This is a genomic window from Pseudoxanthomonas indica, assembly GCF_900167565.1.
Taxonomy (GTDB): domain Bacteria; phylum Pseudomonadota; class Gammaproteobacteria; order Xanthomonadales; family Xanthomonadaceae; genus Pseudoxanthomonas_A; species Pseudoxanthomonas_A indica.
Map to the genome: position 1 here is coordinate 325,959 of NZ_FUZV01000001.1, position 20,508 is coordinate 346,466.

19 protein-coding genes and 1 tRNA gene are annotated in these 20,508 nt (G+C 65.8%); 14 read left to right on the top strand and 6 right to left on the bottom strand.

Annotation, left to right across the window (positions count from 1 at the left end):
- Positions 1-83 precede the first annotated feature (83 nt).
- Both B5X78_RS01515 and B5X78_RS01520 read left to right on the top strand, forming a co-directional pair.
- Positions 84-674: a cysteine dioxygenase family protein gene (locus tag B5X78_RS01515; RefSeq protein ID WP_079722724.1), complete on the top strand. Its 591-nt coding sequence runs from the start codon at positions 84-86 to the stop codon at positions 672-674.
- 42 nt (positions 675-716) lie between these two features.
- Positions 717-802, top strand: a tRNA-Leu gene (locus B5X78_RS01520).
- Between the two features lie 34 nt (positions 803-836).
- Here the strand turns inward: B5X78_RS01520 and arsB are convergent.
- The 3 genes from arsB to B5X78_RS01535 are packed head-to-tail and all read right to left on the bottom strand — an operon-like array spanning position 837 to position 2,745.
- Positions 837-1,895 carry an ACR3 family arsenite efflux transporter gene (arsB, locus tag B5X78_RS01525; protein ID WP_425478683.1) on the bottom strand — a complete coding sequence of 353 codons (1,059 nt, stop codon included), beginning with the start codon at positions 1,893-1,895 and terminating at the stop codon, positions 837-839.
- Positions 1,885-2,397 carry an arsenate reductase ArsC gene (locus tag B5X78_RS01530; RefSeq protein ID WP_079722725.1) on the bottom strand — a complete coding sequence of 171 codons (513 nt, stop codon included), beginning with the start codon at positions 2,395-2,397 and terminating at the stop codon, positions 1,885-1,887. Before B5X78_RS01530 ends, arsB begins: the two co-directional genes overlap by 11 nt.
- Positions 2,398-2,415: 18 nt before the next feature.
- Positions 2,416-2,745: an ArsR/SmtB family transcription factor gene (locus B5X78_RS01535; RefSeq protein WP_079722726.1), complete on the bottom strand. Its 330-nt coding sequence runs from the start codon at positions 2,743-2,745 to the stop codon at positions 2,416-2,418.
- A gap of 17 nt (positions 2,746-2,762) precedes the next feature.
- Here B5X78_RS01535 and arsH point away from each other — a divergent pair, with 17 nt between their 5' ends.
- The 10 genes from arsH to B5X78_RS01585 all read left to right on the top strand — a co-directional run bounded on the left by arsH (position 2,763) and on the right by B5X78_RS01585 (position 16,943).
- Positions 2,763-3,497 (top strand): arsenical resistance protein ArsH, encoded by a 735-nt coding sequence (gene arsH, locus B5X78_RS01540; RefSeq protein WP_079722727.1) that lies wholly within the window; start codon positions 2,763-2,765, stop codon positions 3,495-3,497.
- A gap of 201 nt (positions 3,498-3,698) precedes the next feature.
- Complete coding sequence (gene pgaA / locus B5X78_RS01545; protein WP_176140750.1) at positions 3,699-5,624, top strand: poly-beta-1,6 N-acetyl-D-glucosamine export porin PgaA; 1,926 nt, start codon at positions 3,699-3,701, stop codon at positions 5,622-5,624.
- A gap of 2 nt (positions 5,625-5,626) precedes the next feature.
- The gene (pgaB, locus tag B5X78_RS01550; RefSeq protein WP_079722729.1) at positions 5,627-7,363 is read left to right on the top strand and encodes a poly-beta-1,6-N-acetyl-D-glucosamine N-deacetylase PgaB; all 1,737 of its coding nucleotides are present in this window, start codon (positions 5,627-5,629) and stop codon (positions 7,361-7,363) included.
- A complete protein-coding gene (gene pgaC / locus B5X78_RS01555; RefSeq protein ID WP_079722730.1) occupies positions 7,360-8,616 on the top strand; it encodes a poly-beta-1,6-N-acetyl-D-glucosamine synthase in 1,257 nt (418 codons plus the stop codon). Before pgaB ends, pgaC begins: the two co-directional genes overlap by 4 nt.
- A complete protein-coding gene (locus B5X78_RS01560; RefSeq protein WP_139381347.1) occupies positions 8,613-9,065 on the top strand; it encodes a hypothetical protein in 453 nt (150 codons plus the stop codon). Before pgaC ends, B5X78_RS01560 begins: the two co-directional genes overlap by 4 nt.
- A gap of 126 nt (positions 9,066-9,191) precedes the next feature.
- On the top strand, positions 9,192-9,791 hold the full coding sequence (locus tag B5X78_RS01565) for an RNA polymerase sigma factor (RefSeq protein WP_079722732.1): 600 nt from the start codon (positions 9,192-9,194) through the stop codon (positions 9,789-9,791).
- Entirely contained in the window at positions 9,760-10,749 is a 990-nt protein-coding gene (locus tag B5X78_RS01570) for a FecR family protein (protein ID WP_079722733.1), read from the top strand. The genes B5X78_RS01565 and B5X78_RS01570 overlap by 32 nt, the downstream gene beginning before the upstream one ends.
- An 85-nt stretch (positions 10,750-10,834) precedes the next feature.
- Positions 10,835-14,092, top strand: a complete 3,258-nt coding sequence (locus B5X78_RS01575; RefSeq protein WP_079722734.1) for a TonB-dependent receptor domain-containing protein — start codon at positions 10,835-10,837, stop codon at positions 14,090-14,092.
- A 2-nt stretch (positions 14,093-14,094) separates the two neighbouring features.
- Entirely contained in the window at positions 14,095-15,303 is a 1,209-nt protein-coding gene (locus B5X78_RS01580) for a hypothetical protein (RefSeq protein WP_079722735.1), read from the top strand.
- A complete protein-coding gene (locus tag B5X78_RS01585; RefSeq protein WP_079722736.1) occupies positions 15,300-16,943 on the top strand; it encodes an alkaline phosphatase D family protein in 1,644 nt (547 codons plus the stop codon). The genes B5X78_RS01580 and B5X78_RS01585 overlap by 4 nt, the downstream gene beginning before the upstream one ends.
- A gap of 9 nt (positions 16,944-16,952) precedes the next feature.
- Here B5X78_RS01585 and B5X78_RS01590 read toward each other — a convergent pair whose 3' ends face one another.
- The 3 genes from B5X78_RS01590 to arr form a co-directional block, all read right to left on the bottom strand.
- Positions 16,953-17,429, bottom strand: a complete 477-nt coding sequence (locus B5X78_RS01590) for a nuclear transport factor 2 family protein (RefSeq protein WP_079722737.1) — start codon at positions 17,427-17,429, stop codon at positions 16,953-16,955.
- A gap of 144 nt (positions 17,430-17,573) precedes the next feature.
- Positions 17,574-17,990, bottom strand: a complete 417-nt coding sequence (locus tag B5X78_RS01595; RefSeq protein ID WP_079722738.1) for a DUF1810 domain-containing protein — start codon at positions 17,988-17,990, stop codon at positions 17,574-17,576.
- 27 nt (positions 17,991-18,017) lie between these two features.
- Positions 18,018-18,419: an NAD(+)--rifampin ADP-ribosyltransferase gene (gene arr, locus B5X78_RS01600; protein ID WP_217698629.1), complete on the bottom strand. Its 402-nt coding sequence runs from the start codon at positions 18,417-18,419 to the stop codon at positions 18,018-18,020.
- Between the two features lie 149 nt (positions 18,420-18,568).
- Here arr and B5X78_RS01605 point away from each other — a divergent pair, with 149 nt between their 5' ends.
- Positions 18,569-19,441 (top strand): bestrophin-like domain, encoded by an 873-nt coding sequence (locus B5X78_RS01605; protein WP_139381348.1) that lies wholly within the window; start codon positions 18,569-18,571, stop codon positions 19,439-19,441.
- A 321-nt stretch (positions 19,442-19,762) separates the two neighbouring features.
- A complete protein-coding gene (locus B5X78_RS01610) occupies positions 19,763-20,458 on the top strand; it encodes a TetR/AcrR family transcriptional regulator (protein ID WP_139381349.1) in 696 nt (231 codons plus the stop codon).
- Positions 20,459-20,508: the final 50 nt, after the last annotated feature.

Consider the following 20,508-nt stretch of genomic DNA (forward strand, 5'->3'; position numbering starts at 1 on the left):
CGACTGCCCTGTTCAGGCGGTCGGCGCTTCGCGCTTGGGCCCGGCGCACTTAGAATGAGCGCACTCACTTCTGGATTGCGTCCATGTCCCTCGATTTTCCCGGCCAGGAAAAACTGATCGCCTCGATCGATGCCGCCGTCGCCCTGGGCGATGACCGCGCCATCACCGACGCCCTGCGCAAGTCGCTGTGCTCGCTGATCTGCGACGAATCGGTCTCCCTGCCCGGCTGCGTGCTGGAGCCGATTGCCGATCACTACGCCCGCCGCGAGATCTACACCAGCCCCGAGCATGGCTACAGCGTGATCGCCATGACCTGGGGCCCCGGCCAGGGCACCAAGATCCATGACCATTCGGGCATGTGGTGCGTGGAAGGCGTCTGGCGCGGTCGCCTGGAAATCACCCAGTACGAGCTGGCCGAACACGACGATCAGCGTTACCGCTTTGTCGCCGCCGGCACCATCGAAGCCGGCACCGGCTCGGCCGGCAGCCTGATTCCGCCGCACGAGTACCACACCATCCGCAATCCCAGCGACAACGCCATCGCGGTGTCGCTGCATGTCTACCAGCGCACCATGGTCCGCTGCGGCATCTACACGCCGGAAGAAGGCCTGCCCGGCGGCAACGGCTGGCAGACGCGCGGCGAGCGCCTGCTCGGCACCGATCGCGTGGTCTGAGGCTGTCCTGCGGGCATCGGCTCGGCTATACTCCCCGACCTTGCCGAAGTGGCGGAATGGTAGACGCAGCGGACTCAAAATCCGCCGCCCTTAAAAGCGTGTGGGTTCGAGTCCCACCTTCGGCACCAGATAAAGAAAACCCCGGCTTGTCGGGGTTTTTCTTTATGCGGCTGCCGACCTCCCGGCTTCGTACCAGCCCCGGCTCCGGTTCACTACCTGCACCACCGACAGCATCACCGGCACTTCAATCAGCACGCCCACCACCGTGGCCAGCGCGGCGCCGGAGTGCACGCCGAACAGGCTGATCGATGCGGCCACCGCCAACTCGAAGAAATTGCTGGCGCCAATCAACGCCGATGGCCCTGCCACTGCGTGTTCAACCCCCAGCTTCCTGCTCAACAGGTAAGCCAGGCCGGAGTTGAAGTACACCTGCAGCAGGATCGGCACGGCCAGCAACGCGATCACCAGCGGCTGTTCGATGATCTGCTTTCCCTGGAATCCGAACAGCAACACCAGCGTCAGCAACAACGCCGCCATCGAGACGGGTTGCAGCGAGGCGAGCACATGATCGAGTCCAGCCACGCCCGCCTTGGCCAGCAGCAAGCGGCGTAGCACGCTCGCCACAATCACCGGCACCACGATGTACAGGCCCACCGACAGCGCCAAGGTCGCCCACGGCACCGAAATCGACGACAGCCCCAGCAACAACGCGACAATGGGCGCGAACGCCACCACCATGATCACGTCGTTCAATGCCACCTGGCTCAGGGTGAAGTTGGCATCGCCGCGGCACAGGTGACTCCAGACGAACACCATCGCCGTGCACGGCGCCGCCGCCAGCAGGATCAGCCCGGCCACGTAGGAATCGATTTGATCCGCGGGCAGCCAATCGACGAACACGTGGCGCAGGAAGATCCATGCCAGCAGCGCCATCGAGAACGGCTTGATCGCCCAGTTGATGAAGAGCGTGACGCCGATGCCGCGCCAGTGCCGGCCGACATCGCGCATGGCGCCGAAGTCCACGCGCAACAACATCGGCAGGATCATCGCCCAGATCAGCACGGCCATCGGCAAGTTGACCTGCGCCACTTCCATCGCGCCCAAACGGGCGAACGCGGCTGGCGCCACATGACCGAGCGCGATGCCGCCGGCCATGCACAGCGCGACCCACAGGGTCAGGTACTTTTCAAAAATTCCGATCGAGCCCGGCTCATGCGACACGCTCGTCCTCCGGCTCGACGAAACCCACCTTGTCCAATGCGGCCTTCAAGGCAGCGCGGTCGTCCCACACGTCAGCCGGTATCGCCAGGAACGCCAGCAAGCGCGCCTGGATGATGCGATGAGCCTGGCGGAAGGCGTCCGCCTTCGCCACCGCATCGCCTTGCACATCGGCCGGATCAAACAATCCCCAATGGGCGCGGATGAAGTCGCCGAACACCACCGGGCAGGTCTCAGCCGCCGCCGCGTCGCAAACCGTGATCACCAGATCCAGCGGCTTTGCGTCCGCGTCTGCGAACTCGTCCCAGGACTTGCTGCGCAGGTTTGCTGTCGCAATGCCTTCGGCAGCCAGTTGGTCCAGCGCGAACGGATTGATTTGGCCGGTGGGCTTGCTGCCGGCGCTGAAGACTTCGAATCGGTGGCCGGCCCAGGCTCGCAAGGTCGCCTCGGCCAATACGCTACGGGCGGAATTGCCCGTGCAGAGGAAAAGCACTCGTCGCTTCATGGGGATTCCTGTGGGCGCTCAGCAGGCGCAGTCGATGGCTCGGGTCGGTTCGCAGTCGGCTTGCTCGCCGCCGCAGCAGTTGTGGGTCAGGTACTGCACCAGGCCGTTCATTGCCGCGTAGTTGGCGCGGTAGCAGACGTTGCGCCCCCGGCTTTCCGATTCCACCAGCCCGGCCAGCACCAGTTCCTTCAGGTGGAAGGACAGCGTCGCGCCCGGCACCGACAGCGCCTCGGCGATTTCGCCAGCCATGCGGCCGTTGCTGCCCGCTTCGACCAACAAGCGGTACGCGGACAAGCGGGTGACGTGACCGAGGGCGGTGAGTGCGGTGATTGCCTGATTCGTTTCCATAGTTCTAGAATAATCGAATGGATACGAACCCACAACCGCCCTCACCCCTCCTGCCGAACCTGGACCCGGACCTGCTGCCCGGCCCCTGTCACGAGTTACTCGCTGCCACTGACCACGACACCCCCGTACGCATCCTGCTGCTGTATGGCTCGCTGCGCCCGCAGTCCTACAGCAGGAAACTGGCGCTCGAAGCCGAGCGCATTCTGCGTCGGCTCGGCGCAGAGACGCGGATGTTCGATCCGCATGAGCTGCCCATGCTGGACAGCGTCGGCAAGGATCATCCCAAGGTGCGGGAACTGCGCGAGCTGGCGCTGTGGGCCGACGGCCACGTCTGGGTTTCACCCGAACGCCACGGCGCGATCACCGGCGTGTTCAAGAACCAGATTGACTGGTTGCCGCTGGAAGAAGGCAGTGTTCGACCGACCCAAGGCAAGACCCTGGCGGTGATGCAGGTCAGTGGCGGTTCGCAATCCTTCAACGTGGTCAACACGCTGCGCTTGCTTGGCCGTTGGATGCGCATGCTGACGATCCCCAACCAGTCGTCCGTGCCGAAAGCGTGGCAGGAATTCGACGACGACGGTCGCATGCGGCCTTCGCCTTTTTACGACCGCGTGGTGGATGTCATGGAGGAACTGGTGAAGTTCACCCTGCTCGTGCGTGGCCGATCCGACTATCTTGTGGATCGCTACAGCGAACGCAAAGGCACAGCTGCGGCGAAAGCGTTGTCGGCGCGCGCTGGTGTGGTGGAGTAACCACATCTGCCGATTTTCCTTCTCCGCATGAAGCGACGAAACCGCCGCCCGCGCTTCACACCCGCCTAACGCTGCTGGCCCTTATGTAATCGCGCCGCGGTCAGGCCCAGGGTCATGGACGGCGCACTCCGATCATTAGCGTGGTGCCTTGCAGCGGCGACCGGGTGGGTTGCCCCGCTCGCTTGGGCGGACGAAACCGGCGTGTCGCAGCTCATGCAGGAAGGTCGTTCGGCGCTGCGCGATGACGACCGCTATCTGGCCCTGAAGAAATTCGCGCTTGCACACGCGCGCGAACCCGCCAATCGCGAAGCCAGCAACGCGTTGGCCGATGTGCTGATGCAGCTCGGCGCGCCGCAGGCTGCCGCAAACGTGCTGGAAACCCCGGGATTCCCCGTGCGCGGCGGGCAAGCTGCCGAGCGGGTGCGCTGGGGTGCACAGGTGGAAGAACCCGATCCGACGCAACCGTTCGCGCAAACCGACGCCGCCATCGCGCTCCTGCAACGCCTGGCCACGGAAGCACGCAGCGCCACGCCCCCCGACCGTGAAGCCGAACGACGGTCGCTATGCGATCTGGTGGTGGCGCTGCGCAATCGCGAACGCTGGTCCGAAGCGTTGGCGCTGGCCGAAGATTTGCAACGCGCCGCGCCGCTGCCGGCCTATGTCCGGCTGGCGCAAGCCGATGCGCAGCTTGCGCTGGAACGGCCGGAACAGGCACTCGCCAGCTATCTCGCCGTACTCGAAGCGGATCCGGCCAATCGCCAGGCACGCGTGGGCCTGGTCTATGCGCAGGTGGAAACCGAAGACTTTGCCGCTGCCTTCGCCACCGCAGATGCGCTGGCGGCCGAAGGCGCGCCGCGCAAGCGTGTCGGCGCCAGTACGGCCACCCAACCGGATGCGGATTGGCTCGACGCACAGCTGCTGGCCGCGCAGGTCCGCCGCTACGCCGACATGCCACTGGAGGCGTGGCAACGGGTACGCCCGCTGCTGGATGCCGCACCTGCCTCACCGTCGCTGCGATGGGAGATGAGCGCAATCGCCGCGGCCCGCGGCTGGCCCCGGCAAGCACACCACGAGGCGTTGGTGGCATGGAGCCTGGCGCCGGCCGACCCGACGGCGCAGTTCGAGCTGGCGAACGCGGAGTGGCGGCGCGGGTACTGGGCGTCGGCGGCGGCGCGGATCGAACGCATGGCGCTAGCGCGGCCGACGCACTCGCAGGTGCGGCGGCTGCAGGACGAGGTCAGCGCGCACAACGACGCGCAGGTGCTGCTGTCGTTTGCGCCACGACGTGCAGAAGGCGGCGGCAGCACGGCCCCCGGCAGCGGCATGACCGGTGCGCTGCGGCTGTACTCGCCGCCCTTGCGCGAGAACTGGCGATTGCTGGCCGCCGCCGAGCGCGAGGTGGACAAACCGGACCACGAAACCCTGACCCGCAATCGCTACGGCGCAGGCATCGAAGGACGTTGGTCCGACCTGTCTTTCGAACTGATTGGTTGGTCCAATCAGGGCCTGCTCGAGCACGGCGGTGCCGACGCCAGCGTGCAATGGCAACCGGATGATCACTGGACCCTGGCTGCGGATCTGCAACGGTTCTCCGCCGACACGCCGTTGCGCGCTATCCAGGCCGGCGTGCGCGCAGATGCCTACGGCGTGCGCATCGCCCATGCCTGGGACGATCAGCACGTCGCATCGTTCTCAACCGCCCTGCTGGACTTCAGTGATGGCAACCGCCGCTGGCAGGCGACGGCCGACTATCTCGGCAGAATCGTGAACCAGCCAGGCCTGGACGTGTTGCTGCATCCGACCTTGTACGCCTCGCGCAATTCCCTGCGCGATACCGCCTATTTCAATCCCGAACGCGATGCGTCCTTCAGCCTCGGTGTCGACGTGAGGCACCTGATCTGGCGGCGTTACCAGCGCAGCCTGCGGCAACGAGTGCTGGCGAACTACGGGCGCTACTGGCAGTCCGGCTTCGGCAGTGGCGATGTGGGAGGCGTGGAGTATTCGCAGACCTACAGCCACGATCCGCGCACGGCCTGGGAATACGGGTTTGCCTGGGCCAGGCATATTTACGACGGCGACGCCGAGCGCTCGCTCACCGCCTTCATCCGTTTCGAGCAGCGGTTCTAGCCATGGTCCGAACGCACTCTGCCCTGTTGCTGATTGCCTTGCTGCTGGCAACGTTGATGGCCGGCAAAGTCGCCGCACATCCCCCCGCGCCGCAGCGTTTCGTCGCCATCGCCCTGCATGACGTGGTGGACAATCCGGCCGAGCTCGACGACGACGGCGTCACCAGCGATCAGTTGGGCGGGTTCTTCGAATGGCTGGCCGGCAACGACTGGACCGCGATTTCGCTCGACGACATCGAACGCGCCCGACGCGGTCTGCAGCCGTTGCCGCCACGCGCGGTGCTGCTGACCGTGGACGACGGCTATCGCAGCCTCTACACGCGGGTGTATCCGCTGGCGCTGGCTTACCGGACGCCCGTCGTGGCCGCGCTGGTGGGTGACTGGATGGACACCCCGGCGGGCGACAGTGTCGAGTATGGGCAGCAGCGTGTGCCACGTTCCCATTTCATCACCTGGGCGCAGGCGCGCGAGATGCAGGCCTCCGGCCTGATCGAGTTCGCCTCGCACAGCCAGGGTCTGCATGCATTGTTGCCGGCCAATCCGCAGGGAAACCTGTTGCCTGCCGCGCAGACACGGCAGTACGCGCACGGCCGTTACGAGACCGACGCGCAATTCCGCGCGCGCATCCGCGCCGACCTGGTCCGTGCACGCACCCGCATGCAGCAGGAACTTGGCAGGGCGCCGCGTGCGCTGGTATGGCCCTACGGCCGCTACAACCAGGCGGCGCTGGAGGAGGCATCAAGCCTCGGATTCCAGTTCGCACTGACGCTGGCGCGCGGGCCCGCCGACGCCGCGCACCCACTGCACATCAGTCGATTCATGCCGGCCGGGGACAAGAATCTGGGCTTGATGATCCACGACCTGCGCATGGCCGAACCGTGGCCACCGGCGCGGCGACTGGTCGAAGTGGATCCGCAAAGCTTCGTCGGCGCCGATGCCGAGGCCACCAATCAAAAGCTGGGCCAGTTGATTGAACAGCTGGTCGCCCTGGGCGCCACCCATGTCCTGCTGGACGCGGTGAGCCTGTCCAACGATGGCCGCGTGCAAAGCGCCTGGTTCCCGACGTCGCAGGTACCCGTGGAGCAGGACCTGCTGTCCCGCTTCAGCGCGCAGATGAGCGCACGAGCCGGCGTGCAGATCGTGGCGAGGCTGCCACATGCCGCGGCGCTGGCCACGCTCGGCGATTCCCGGCAGGTACTGGCGTTGTATGCGGACCTGGCCAGCCATGTGCCCTTCGACGCCTTGTTGCTGGAAGGCATGCAGGCACCTGTCCTGTATCCGGCGCGCCCGGACGATGCACCCTGGGACGTGCGCGAACGCCGCGACGCGATTGCGCAGGTCGAAGGCGTTGGCGGCGATGCGCTGGCGCTGCAGGCATTCCGCCTCGCCGAGCGCGCACGGCCCGGGCTGGAACTGTTCTGGCTGGCGCCGGACACGGCAGCGCAGCTGCCCGCGTCCGGCATCGCCGAACTTACCCTGGTGGCACGTCGGCTGCAGGCGCCAGGCCGCTCGCCTGCGTTCGTGCTGGATGCTCCGCTGTCGCGCCGCACCGGCATCCTGTGGAGCGCCGACTCACCGGCTGCTCCCGCGCTTTTCGTGCGGTCCATCCGTGCGTTCCAGGCGCAGGGCGGCACGGAGTTTGGCTGGCAGGCCGACTATCCTCACTCAGGCCTGCCTCCCCTCTCCATCGCACCCGAATTTTCCGCTCGCGACTCGCTCCCGCCGGGGTATGCGCCATGAGCTGGAAAGACGCCGAGCTGATCATCGACCTGCTCTGCTTCGGCTATCCGTTCGTGATGGCCTGGTACTGGGCGATCGGCGCGATCCTGTTCCACCTGCTGCGCGAGCGCGGCGAGCCTTCGTTTGCCACGCCGCCACCGCTGCAACGCAGTCCGCCCGTGTCCATCCTGGTACCGTGCTTCAACGAACAGGATCAGGTGGAAGAGACCTTCAGTGCGCTGGCGCGCGTGGCCTATCCCGACTTCGAAGTCATCGCCATCAACGATGGTTCCCGTGACAACACCGGCCCCTGCCTGGAAGCCGCCGCCGCGCGCTTTCCGCAGATGCGCGTGGTGCACCTGGCGCGCAACGGCGGCAAGGCCAGCGCGATGAACGCCGGCGCTGTGGTGGCCCGGCACGAAATTCTGGTCTGCATCGACGGCGACACCCTGCTGGATCCACATGCGCTCACCTGGTTCATCCGCCGCTTCCAGAACGATGCGCGCATTGGCGGCATCACCGGCAATCCGCGCATCCGCAACCGCACCACCCTGCTCGGCCAGCTGCAGGTCGGCGAGTTCTCCAGCATCGTCGGCTTGATCAAGCGCGCGCAGAGCATCTACGGCGCGCTGTTCACCGCCTCGGGCGCGGTGTGCGCCTATCGCAAGCGCGCCTTGCACGACGCGGGCTGGTGGTCGGTCGATTCGATCACCGACGACGTCGACCTCAGCTGGCGCCTGCAGATGGCGGGTTGGCACATGGCCTTCGAGCCCAAGGCCTTGGCCTGGATCCTGACGCCGGAGACTTTGCGCGGCCTGTGGCGACAGCGGCTGCGCTGGAGCGAAGGTGGCGCCGGCGTGGCGTTGCGCGCGTTGCCCCGGATGCTGCGCGGTCACGGCAGCCGCATGTGGCCGATCTGGATCAACTGGGCGGTCTCGATTGTGTGGGCCTATGCCACGCTGATTGCGCTGCTCGCGGCCCTGGTGCATTCGTTCGGGGTTGGCAGTTGGGTCGGCCTGCATGGCATTGGCTTCCTGCCGGGCCAGTTCGGCTTGATCCTGGCCATCCACTACCTGCTGCAGGCCGGTGTCGCCGCAGCGCTGGATCGCCGCTTCGAGCCCGGCATCATGCGCAAGCTGTTCTGGATCGTGTGGTATCCGCTGGTGTTCTGGGTGCTGCAGGCACTGGCTGCGATCGTCGGCCTGCCGCTGGCGCTGCTGCGCCGCCGCCAGGGCGGACGCTGGATCAGTCCGGACCGGGGGTTGCGCGAATGAAATGGCCTCCACTGATTGAAGGCGCACCGACACCATGGACGATCAGATTGCGCGACGTCGCCCTGACCGTATTGGCCTGGCTCTACCTGCTGTATCTGCTGCGCTTGCTGGGGCTGGCCCTGCTGTATGCCGCGCTGGACGGGCTGGGGGTCGCGCATGCGCCGCCGCCCTGGCCCAAGGGTGAGCTGGTCCGCGACATTGTGCCCTTCCTGTCGGTCGTGCTGCTGCTGGTGGCCTGGCTGGTCACCTTCGCCCTGGCGCGTTGGAACCTGCTGCGGGATACGCGCGATGCAACCTCGCAACCCGCACCATTGGATCGGGCAGTGCACGATCAGCACTGCGGCATTTCGCCTTCGCAACGCAGCGCCATGGACGAGTCGACGATTCTCATCGTGGACGTGGCCGACACGGGCCAGGTCGTGAGCGTGGAGTGCCGCCGCCAGGTGTAAGCCCACCCGACCTGCAACACCGCTGTCATACCGATGCCCTAGCCTCGCCGGATCGTTTGCCTGCGGGGTCTCGGGGAAAGCTGGGTGTCGGAATCGTCGGCTGTTGGGAGCAACAGCAAAACCGTTGTGGATGACGCTGCACGGACACACTGGTTCCTGCGCCACATCCTGCCGCACGAACCCGCCCTGCGTGGCTGGTTGGCGCATCGGCGCGCGCAGGCCGCGTTCGACATCGATGATCTGGTGCAGGAAAGCTACGCGGTGCTGGCCGAGCGCGACAGCGTCGAGGACATCCTCAATCCGCGCGCCTACCTGTTCCAGGTGGCGCATTCGCTGCTGGTGCGCAACATCCGGCGGGCACGCATCGTGCCGATCCTGGCAGTGGAGGATCTGGGCCGGATCGAATTTGCCGATGCCGCCGCCACTCCAGAGCAGAGCGCCATCGCCCATGACGAGCTGCGCCGGCTGGGCGAAGTGATCGCCAGCATGCCGGGACAGACGCGCGAGGCCTTCGTGCTGCGCCGGGTGCACGGCCTGGCCCAGCGCGACATCGCCGAACGCATGGGACTGTCGGAGAACACCGTGGAGAAACATATCGTCCGCGGCATCCGCTGGTTGGGAGATTGGTTCGCCAGTGGCGGAAACCCACCCGCCAAAACCTCTAAACAGCTGGAGCGGGAAAAAAGGCGTGCCAATGGAAGAGCGCGAAACCAGCCGGGACATTGATCGGATCGCAGCGCAGTGGGTGGCGCGGCTGGACCGTGCGCCGCCTTCGGCCAGCGATACCGAACAGCTCAACGCATGGCTGGCGGGCGACCGTCGCCGTCGCGGCGCCTACCTGCGTGCGAAGGCGCTGTGGCTGCGCAGCGAATCGGCGCAGGCGCTGGGGCCACGGTTCGACCCGGCCGGTTTTCAAGCCGCCATGACGACTACGACGCCACAACCCAGGCCGCGCGAGCGTCGCAGCTGGGTGCCGTGGGGCGGCGCCATCGCGGCATCGCTGCTGACCGCGGTGACCTTGCTGGCCACACTGCAGATGCCCACCGCCTACGCCACCGCCAAGGGCGAGATGCGCACGGTACCGCTGGGCCATGGCACCACGGTGACACTCAACACCGACAGCCGCATCCAGGTGTTCGAAGACGAAGGCGAGCGGCGCATCCGCATCCTGCGCGGCGAAGTGCTCGTCGAGCGCAGCAGCACCGCCCTGCCCACCTCGGTGGAAGTGGACGGCCGGCGCATGCAGGCTGATTCGGCCACCTTCCTCATCCGCAAGCTGGCGCACCAGCCCACCCAGATCCTGGTGCAGCGTGGCCAGCTGTTGCTGGCGGCGGCGCCCTCGTTGCCGCTGCCCCTGTCCTCCAACACCGGCGTCTCGCTGCCGGCCAACGCGGCACAGGCATGGAGCGTCAGTCCGCTGGGCAGCAGCCAGATGGGCCGCGAACTGGCCTGGCGCGAAGGCAAGATCGCGCTGCAAGGCGAAACCCTGGCGCAGGCGGCCGATATCTTCGCGCGTTACAGCGATACCCCGATCGTGATCACCGATCCGCAGTTGGCCAAATTGCACGTCGCCGGTTTGTTCGCCGCCAACAATCCACTCGGCTTCAGCCACGCCATTGCCGACGTCTTCGATGCCGACGTGCGTCAGGATGGCGAACGCATCGTGCTCGAGCGCAAACATTAAATTTTTTTGACGGATAGCGGAGCCTACCTCCGCCACGCCTCTTGGTTCTCAGTGCTGTCACTTTCCGCTTACGAGAACCCACGCCATGAATGCTTGCAAGAGAGCCCTGCTGGTCACCGCCATCGCGTCCGTGCTGGCGACACCGGCCATCGCCCAGCAACGTAGCTTCAACGTGCCCGCGCAACCCGCGGTGACGGCCATCCCCGAACTGGCCCGCCAGGCGCAACTGCAAATCGTCGCACCGGCCGAATCGCTGCAAGGTCTGCAGACCCCGGCAATCGTCGGCGAGATGGATGCACGCCAGGCGCTGGCCACCTTGCTGCAGGGCACGGGCCTGAGCATCGGCTCGGACGAGAACGACGTCATCCTGCTGCAGAGCGCCAGCGGCGCCGCCGCACGCAGCACCAGCGCGCAGCAGACCAGCACCGGCGGTGTGCGCGGGCGCGTGCTCAACACCGCCACCGGCGAATACGTGCGCAATGCCGAGATCCGCGTGGAAGGCACGGCCATCGTCGCCTACTCCAGCGATGGCGGCGTGTTTCGCCTGAGTGGCGTGCCGGCGGGCACGGTCACGATCGTGGTCAAGTACACCGGCCTGCAGGAGGCGCGCAGCGTGGCCAACGTGGTGGCCGGCCAGATCACCACGCTTGATGTCGCGCTCAAGGTGCCCGCCTACAGCGGCCCCGCCGCCGGCAGTGGCGATGCCACCGAGATGGACATGATCCAGGTCACCGCCAAGCGCGAAGGCACTGCCAGCGCCTTGATGGAACGCCGCGCCGCGATGAACGCCAAGAACGTGGTGGCCGCCGACAACTACGGCGCGCTGACCATGGGCGATGTCGGCGAGTTCATGAAATCCATGCCGGGCATCTCGCTGGACTACACCGAAGTGGACGCCACCGCCGTGCGCATCGGCGGCCTCGATCCCAAGTACTCCACCTTCACCATCGATGGCGCGCGCATGGCCACCGCCACCTCCAACAACAACTCCGGCCGGCAGAACTCGTTCGAGCAGATGTCGATCACCGGCATCGAGTCGATCGAACTCAACAACACCTTGATGGCCAGCATGGACGCCGACTCGCCGGGTGGGCAAATCAACCTGCGCAGCAAGTACGCGTTCAATCGCACCGGCCGCCAGCTGGTGTTCCAGCTGGGCGCCGTGGGCACCTCCGACTCGACCCTGTCGCGCAAGTATTTCCCCGACGACAAGAAGCACTCCACGATCTATCCCTCCGGTCAGTTCGGCTATGCCGACGTGTTCCTGGACGGCCGGTTCGGCGTGGAGTTCAACACCAGCTACAACGCCAACTACGTGCAGCAGGATCGCATCCAGACCGACTGGTCCTACCTGGCCGATGGCCGCGTGCTGCCGTATCGCGTCATGTGGCGCCCCGGTCCGAAGATGACCAGCCGCACCGCCGCCAACCTGAGCACCGACTTCCAGCTGACCGACGAGCTGGTGTTGTCGCTGCGCAGCACCTATTCGTTCTACGACGTGGAGTACTTCAACCAGTACCAGTACCTGTACTTCGGTACCGCCACCACGTCCTACGCCACGCCGGATTCCACGCCCACCCATATCGTGGTCAATCCCAACGGCACCAACACCCGCATCCGCACCGAGTACTCGCACCGCTACGCCGGCACGCCCACCTACACGCTGGCGCCCAAGCTGGAGTTCAAGAGCGACACCTTGGAAGCCACGTTGCGTGGCAGCTACTCCAGTTCGGAATTCAATTTCCGCGACAACAGCAAGGGTTTTTTCCAGCGCACCGACAGCTGGCTGACCGGCATCGGCTTCACCCTGGATCGGCCCAACGAATCGTCCAATGCCTGGCAGCTGACCCAGACCGCCGGCCGGCCCTGGGGTGATCCGAGCAACTTCAACCTCGACGCGGACATCGGCAACAACATCCGCACCGCCGAGTCGGACGCCAAGAACGAGCAATATGGCGGCTACCTGGATCTGAAGAAGCAGCTGACCGTCCAGGATTTGCCGGTGACCCTGATGGGTGGCCTGGGCAGCCGCAAGAACGACTGGCGCACCAACGAAGGTTCGTACCAGCAGTTCCAGTACGTGGGCCCGAACGGTGATCTGAGCCAGCGTGATCCGGCGGCGGTGATCCCGTGGACCCACAACTACCAGTTCGGCATCATCGGCTTCAACGCCGGCAACATGAACCAGCAGAACTGGCGTGCCGACAGCCACTACGCCATGTACGACATCTACCGGGATCACCCGGAGTATTTCGTGCCGGACACGGTGGGCAACCTCAAGCGCCAGTTCGACAACAACAAGCGCATCCAGGAACAGGTGGATGCCGGCTACCTGCAGGCGCAGACCCGCATCGGCGACGCCCGCTTCGACCTGGGCGTGCGCTACGAGAAAACCCAGACCGCCGCGCGCATCGCCATGGTGCGCCCGGTCAGCGAAGTCACCGCCGCCGGCCTGTCGGTCAGCACCGTCGAAGGCCTGATGTACCAGTACCACAACGGCCAGACCTCGACCCGCCATGGCGAGTACGCGGACTGGTTCTACAGCGGCGGCGTCAAGTACGACTTCACCGACAAGCTGGTGGGCCAGCTGGCCTTCAGCGATTCCATCCTGCGCCCGGACTACGGCAACCTGGGCGGCGTGGTCTCGGTCAATGACGACACCCAGATCGTCACCGTGCCCAATCCCGAGCTCAAGCCCGAGCATTCCACCAAGTACTACGCCAGCCTGCAGTACTACCTGGAGCCGTCGGGCATTGTCGGCCTGTCGTACTACAAGCTGGACATGACCGACATGCAGGTCACCGGCATCACGGTCGATCCGGAAGACGTCGGCTTCGATCCGGACGAGTACGCCGGCTACACCTTTCGTAGCGCGCAGAACGTGCCGGGCAAGAGCACCAATGAAGGCCTGACCCTGGAATACAGCCAGCAGCTGACCTTCCTGCCGGGCGCGTTGCGTGGTTTGAGCTTGTATGGTTCGTTCACTTCGGTGCGACCGGATGGCGAACGCCAGAACGTGCCCGAGCAGATCGCCAACTGGGGCGTGCGCTACAACTATGGCCGCTTCGATCTGCAGATCAACGGCAACCGCCAGGGCGACTACCGGGTCAGCGCGCTCAGCAACACGCCCACCACCGCCAACAACGGCATCCTGTACCACACCTCGCGCGAGCTCTGGAACATCAGCGCCAGCTACAAGCTGAGCAAGAACGTCGAACTGCAGTTGGCCGGCCGCAACATCTTCAACGAGCCGGACATCATCTACTCCAACGTAAAGAGCCGCGTGCAGCAGTACACGGTGTACGGCTCGATGTGGAATCTCGGCATCAAGGCGAGCTTCTGAACATGGCCACCTCTTACTGGTGGCAACGGCGCCGCAGTGTCGGCGCGGGATGGCAGGCGCGCATGGGCATGCCGAGGCTGCTCGTCGGGGTCATGCTCGCTTGCGCGCCGGTGGTCCCTGCCTACGCCGGACAATCTACGACGCCGGCGCTGCCCCTGGTCCAGGAGGCAGGCAGCTGGGACGCCGGCCACGTGCAGGGCATCGCCGTGGATGAGCGCAACGGCTTTGTCTACTACTCCTTCACCACGCTGCTGGCCAAGGTCGCCTTCGACGGCACGCTGGTCGGCACGCTGCAAGGGTGGACGGGGCACCTGGGCGATCTGGACTTCAACGCCGCCGACGGCAAGGTCTACGGCTCGCTGGAATACAAGGACGACCAGGCCTTCTACATCGCCGTCATCGATGTGTCGCGCATCGACCGCATCGGCATGCAGGCCAGCCGCAGCGATCTGATGCAGACGGTCTACCTGGCCGAAGTGGCCAAGGACTACACCGCCGATGTCGATGGTGATGGTCGCTTCGACGGCAACGTCGCCGACACCGCGGATCACCGCTACGGCTGCTCGGGCATCGATGGCGTTGGCTTCGGCCCGGCATTTGGTCGCACGGATGGCCCGCGCTATCTGACCGTCGCCTACGGCATCTATGCCAACACCGCACGCAGCGACAACGATCACCAGGTGCTGTTGCAGTACGACGTCAGCGACTGGGGCAAATTCGCTCAGCCATTGACGGAAGCCTCGCCCCATCACAGTGGGCCGGTGGATCTGCGCGGCAAGTATTTCCTGCATACGGGCAATACCAGTTACGGCGTGCAGACCTTGGCCTACGACGATGCACGGCAGCGCTGGTGGCTGGGCGTGTATCGCGGCAAGAAGGCAGCGTTCCCCAATTACGGCCTGTTTGCGGTCGATGCCCGCATCCCGCCGCGCGCGGCCGATTTGCCGGGCGTGCCTGCCGCTAACGGCTCCGGCTGGGAGCAGGCCAGCGTGCTGAGCCTGGCCGATGACGGTCTGCATGACGCCGCGACCGGCATTCGCGGTTGGCAGCAGAAGGCCGATGTCGGCTTCCAACCCGTGGGCCCGGGCCAGTACCTGCTGGCAACCAACACCGGCGGCAAAGGCGCGCACGGCGCGGTGCTGCAGTTGATGCGCTGGAGTGGCGATGCCTCGCACCCCTTCGTGCCCGTCGCGGCGGAGGCCAAGCCATGAGCCTCAAACTGGATCGTCGCCGCCTGATCATCGGCGGCAGCATCGGCCTGGGCGCGCTGATGCTGCCGCTCGGCCGCAGCATCGCCGCCGACGTTTTTGCCGCCAAGGGCTACACCCACAACGTGGCCAGTGGCGAACCCGCCGCCGACGCCATGCTGCTATGGACGCGCTACGTGCCTGCCGCAGGCGTGGACGAAGTGGATCTGCGTGCGGAAATCGCGCTGGATGCCGGCTTTACCCGCGTGGTTGCCGGCGGCAGCGTGCGCACCGGCGGCTGGCGTGACTGGACCGCCAAGATCCGGCTGGCGGATTTGCAACCGGGCACGCGCTACTTCTATCGCTTCATCGCGCCGGATGGATCGATGTCGCCGGTCGGCCGCACCCGCACCCTGCCAGTGGGCCAGGTGGATCGCTTCGGCCTGGCGGTGTTTTCCTGTTCCAACCTGCCGATGGGCTGGTTCAACGCCTACGCGCATGCGGCGGCCCGCGAGGATCTGGATCTGTGGCTGCACGTCGGCGACTACATTTACGAATACGGCATCGGTGCGTACAAGGACAAGGATCGCGTCGCCGCGCGCCAGGTTTTGCCGGCGCACGATCACGAGATGATCAGCCTGCTCGACTACCGCCTGCGCTTCGCCTGCTATCGCGCTGATCCGGACCTGCAGAAGCTGCACCAGCTGGCGCCGATGGTCGCGCTGTGGGACGACCACGAGATCACCAACGACAGCTGGGAAGGCGGCGCGCAGAACCACCAGCCCGATGCCGATGGCGACTGGAATACCCGCCGCGCGGCGGCGGTGCAGGCCTATCGCGAATGGCTGCCCGTATCGGAAGAACCGTGGAAGGCCTATCCGATCGGCAGCCTCGCGACCCTGTACCGCACCGAGTCGCGGCTGTTGGCGCGTACCCGCCCACCCGGCGCGGAGTTGGCCGCCGCCCATCAGGCCGGCAATCCGGACGTGGCGCTGGCACAGTTCCGTGATGGCGTCTGGCAGGATCCCGCCGCCACCATGCTCGGCAGCGAGCAGGAGCTGTGGCTGGCGCAGGCACTGCGCGACAACGCGCGTACCTCCACATGGCAACTGCTCGGCATGGCCACGATCATCGGGCGCACCCTGATGCCTGCGTCCCTGCCCGACTGGGTGCGGCCGGAAGCGGGCGAGAAGACCGTCGCCAAGTTCAAGCGCGATGTGCGCGCGTCCAAACTCGGTGTGCCGATGTGGATGGATCGCTGGGATGGCTACCCGCAGGCGCGCTCACGCCTGCTGCGCGCCGCGCAACAGGCCGATGCCGATCTGGTGATGCTGTCGGGCGACAGCCACAACGCCTGGGCGTATTCGTTGCAGGAGGACGGGCAACCGGCAGGCGTCGAGTTCGCCGGTCATGCGGTGACGTCCAACGGCATGGAGGGATCCATCGGCGCGGATCCCGCGCGCGTCGCCCGCGCCTTCGTGGAAGCCAATCCGGAACTGGTCTGGGCCGACACCAGCCGGCGCGGTTACATGATGGTCGACGTGACGCCGCAGAAGGTCAGCAGCGAATGGTTGTTCCTGCGGACGGTGAAGGCACGCAGCATCGACCTGGCGGGCCGTCACCGGATGGAAGCGGCGCGGGGGCGACGCAGCTTGCGCGGGTGACGGGTGAGCCTATTGGGCCGGCCCATGGTCATAGCTCAACACCCGGTGCATCTGCCACGCGCCGTCCTTGAGCTTGAACAGCGTGGTGAAGCGCGCCTGCCCATCCAGGCGTTCGGGCTTGCCGGTTTCCAACACGTAAAAACGATGCGTGCCGGACAGCAGGCCGTAACCGCCGTTGAGGTGATGGAATTCAAGGCTGCCTTCCACCAGCTCGCGACGCAGGTGGAAGTCCGGGTTGGAACACAGGTTGTTGCGGATGGAATCGACCAGCGCCTTGCGGCCCAGGGTCAGCCCGCCCTTGTCGTGGTAGAACTCCACGTCCTGCGAGATCAGCGGGTCCATCGCAGCGGTGTCGCAGGCGTTGTAGGCCCGCCAGAACTGCGCATCGGCGCTGCGGATCTGTTCGCCTTCCTCCGCGGGCGTGGCGGCATGCGCGGGCAACGCAGCAAGTGCTAGCAGGGTGAAGGCGTATCGGGCCAGGGCCATGGCGATGCTCCGGGAAGGCAGGCTGCATTGGAACGCCGGGCCTGCCCGCTGTCACCGCCCGGAAGTCACGGCCCCGCCGCTGCGACGGGATTCTGCCTGGGGCATCGACGTGTCCGGATGCAGGTCGATGGCGCCGGTCGCACCTCAGTCCGCCTGTGCCAGCAGTACCTCGGTCTGGTGGTCAGGTCCGGGGAGTTTTCCCAGCGCCGAGGCGAACACCGATTCCGGATTCGAAGCGCGCGCAAACAAGGTCATGCACGAGACGAACTTCAGGTAATCGACATCGCCGAAAATCTCGCGCGGGGCCACGCCCGAACGCACCACCGCGCGCGTGATTTCTTCCAACCTGGCGCCCAGCACCGGATGCGCGAGATAGTCCCTGGCTTCCTGCAGATCGCGGATGCCGTACGTGTGCGCCATCGCGCTGCGACCCAGCCCACGCAACTGCGGGAAGATGTACCACATCCAGTGCGTGCGCTTGCGGCCCTGCCCGACTTCGCTCAAGGCGACCGGATACACCTGCTGCTGTGCCTCGACAAAGCGTTGCAGATCATCGTGCATGGGCCGGAGTTCCTCAATGGGTGGAAGTCAGTCCTCGATGGCCTCGATGCCCTGCTCTTTCAAGACCGCCAGGCGATCATGCATTTCCTGCAACCGTTCCGGGCTGTGGCCTTGCCATTCCTTCACCTCGCCGACCACGCGGAAGGGCTGACGCGAACGGTACGACAAGGTGGGATTGCCGGGATAGCGTTGGTTGGTCAGATTGGGATCGTCTTCGATTTCGCCGGTCGGCTCGACGATGTAGATGCGCCCGCGCCCGCTGCCCACGGCGAGTTCCGCGCCCCAGATGGCCGCATCCAGGGTCGCGGTCAGGTAGACGAATCTGGCCTGGTTGCGCTTGCCGAAGTTGGAGGCATGGCCGGCCGTGATCAGATCGCCCGGCTGCAGATCGGCCCGGGTGCCGTGGTAGTAGATCGGCTCTTGCGTCATTGCATTACTCCGCTTGGCTGCCTTGGCGACAGGCCGGCGATGCTGCATCACGCGCCGGGGCTTGCTGCAAGCCCCCCGGCGTTATATACATTGAGGGTGGGAGGCGCGGCGCGCCTCCTTTTTTTGTCCAGTACATTTACTGAGCACTGATGCCGCGCCCTTTCGCTAACGTTGCGATCGGCGCGGCGGCATCGACCTGGCCGGCGCCGCATCTGCCCAGGAGGCCCGCCGTGTCGCTGACGTCCTTCGACTTCCTTTCCATGCCGCTGTGGCTGATCGGCGTGCTGTTGTTCATCGCCCTGGTGGCGGCGCGCGAAGTCGGCTACGTGGCCCGGCGCAGGCTCAAGCCGAGCCGCGAGGAAAATGACGACACCTTCGCGATGAACTCGGTGCTGGGCATGCTGGCGCTGCTGATTGGGTTTTCCTTTTCCATCGCCTTGAACCGCTACGAGAGCCGCCGGCAGCTGGTGGTGCAGGAAGCCAATGCGATTGGCACGACCTGGCTGCGGACCGACCTCCTCGCGCAGCAGGACCGCGCGCAGATGCAGGCGCTCCTGATCCGCTACGTGGACGCCCGTATCCAATACGGCGAGGGCGCCAGCGGGTGGGCCGAGAACGCGGAATTCGCCAAGACCGAGGTGCTGCAGGGCGAGCTGTGGTCATTGCTGATGCGGGTAGTGGCGCCCTATGGCGATTCGCCGCGCGGTTCCCTGCTCGTCACCACCACCAACGAGGCCATCGACCTGGCCGCCGCCCGCCACGCCGAACGCCAGGCGCACATCCCGGCCCGCATCCTGCGGATGCTGCTGCTGTTTGCCCTGATCGCGGCGGCCCTGGTGGGCTACGAGCGGGGCTCGCAACGGCGCGCGACCACCTTGCTGCTGCTCTTGATCGCGCTGGCCGGCACCCTGGTCCTGGACCTGGACCGGCCCAGCACCGGGCTGATCACCGTGCCGCAGGAACCCCTGCACGACCTGCGCCGGTCGATCTCGGCGATTCCGGTCCAGCCGCCCCCGGCATGACCTCCGGACGGAGGCTTCCGGGGGATGGACCGGCACCGGCCAGCCCCCAAAACTATCGCAACCCCATCGGCCGGCCGATAGCGCTAACCCCAAACCGGGCACGATCCGACGAGATGAATACGGGATTCCGTCGATTTGAGGCCCAAAGTAAAAAAAATATTGGGTGTCCCCGAAAAGTTGTGCTATACCTGAATCGAATCAGTACGAGACGAAACGAATGTGGGTCATGCCTGCCAAATGGCAGTTGACAACGAGGGGACACATTCGGGCGGTTGACCATTGGCCCTGCGGGGCTCCAGCCAACTACCACCGGTACAGCCAGTGAGCACATCTACCGATTTTCGCGGCACCACAGCATCACGTCTCATCAGTTCCAGCACCGTCCTGCGCAGCAGGCGCAACATCGAACTCTGCAAACGCGGAGAGATGCGCGCCGAACGCTTCCTGGACGCAGCCACCGAAGTTTTCGCCGAGAAGGGCTACCAGCACGCCAAGCTCAGCGAGATTGTCGCCCGCGCCGGCGGCTCCCTGGCCACCTTGTACCGGATTTTCGGTGACAAGGAAGGCCTGGCCCACGCCATCCTTGAACGCCGTCTCGACAGCCACGTCGGCATCCTGCGCGACATGAACCTGGCGGACATGCCCCCGGAAAAAGCCCTGCGCGAAATTGCCCTGCGCATCGCCGTGTCCATGGGCAAGACCGAATCGCGGGTGGTCTATCGCATCGTGATTGGCGAGGGCGAGTCGTTCCCGGGCCTGCGCGACTGGTTCTTCGAGCAGTCCGTGGCCGAAGTGCGCGGTATCCTGACCACCTACTTCCAGCAACAGATGGACGCCGGTCGCCTGCAGTTGGCTTCTGCCGATGCCGCGGCCAGCGTGTTCTACATGATGATGTTCGGCAACGTGATCATCCGCATCGCCAGTGGCTTCGTGGATCATGTAGACGCCGATGAGCTGAAGGCGCAGGCGCTGATGTCGGTCGACCTGTTCCTGCAGGGCGCTTTGCCGCGCCCATGAGTCAACACGCCGCCCCACGCGGCGTGTCCAGCGCAAGGCGGGGAGCCCGC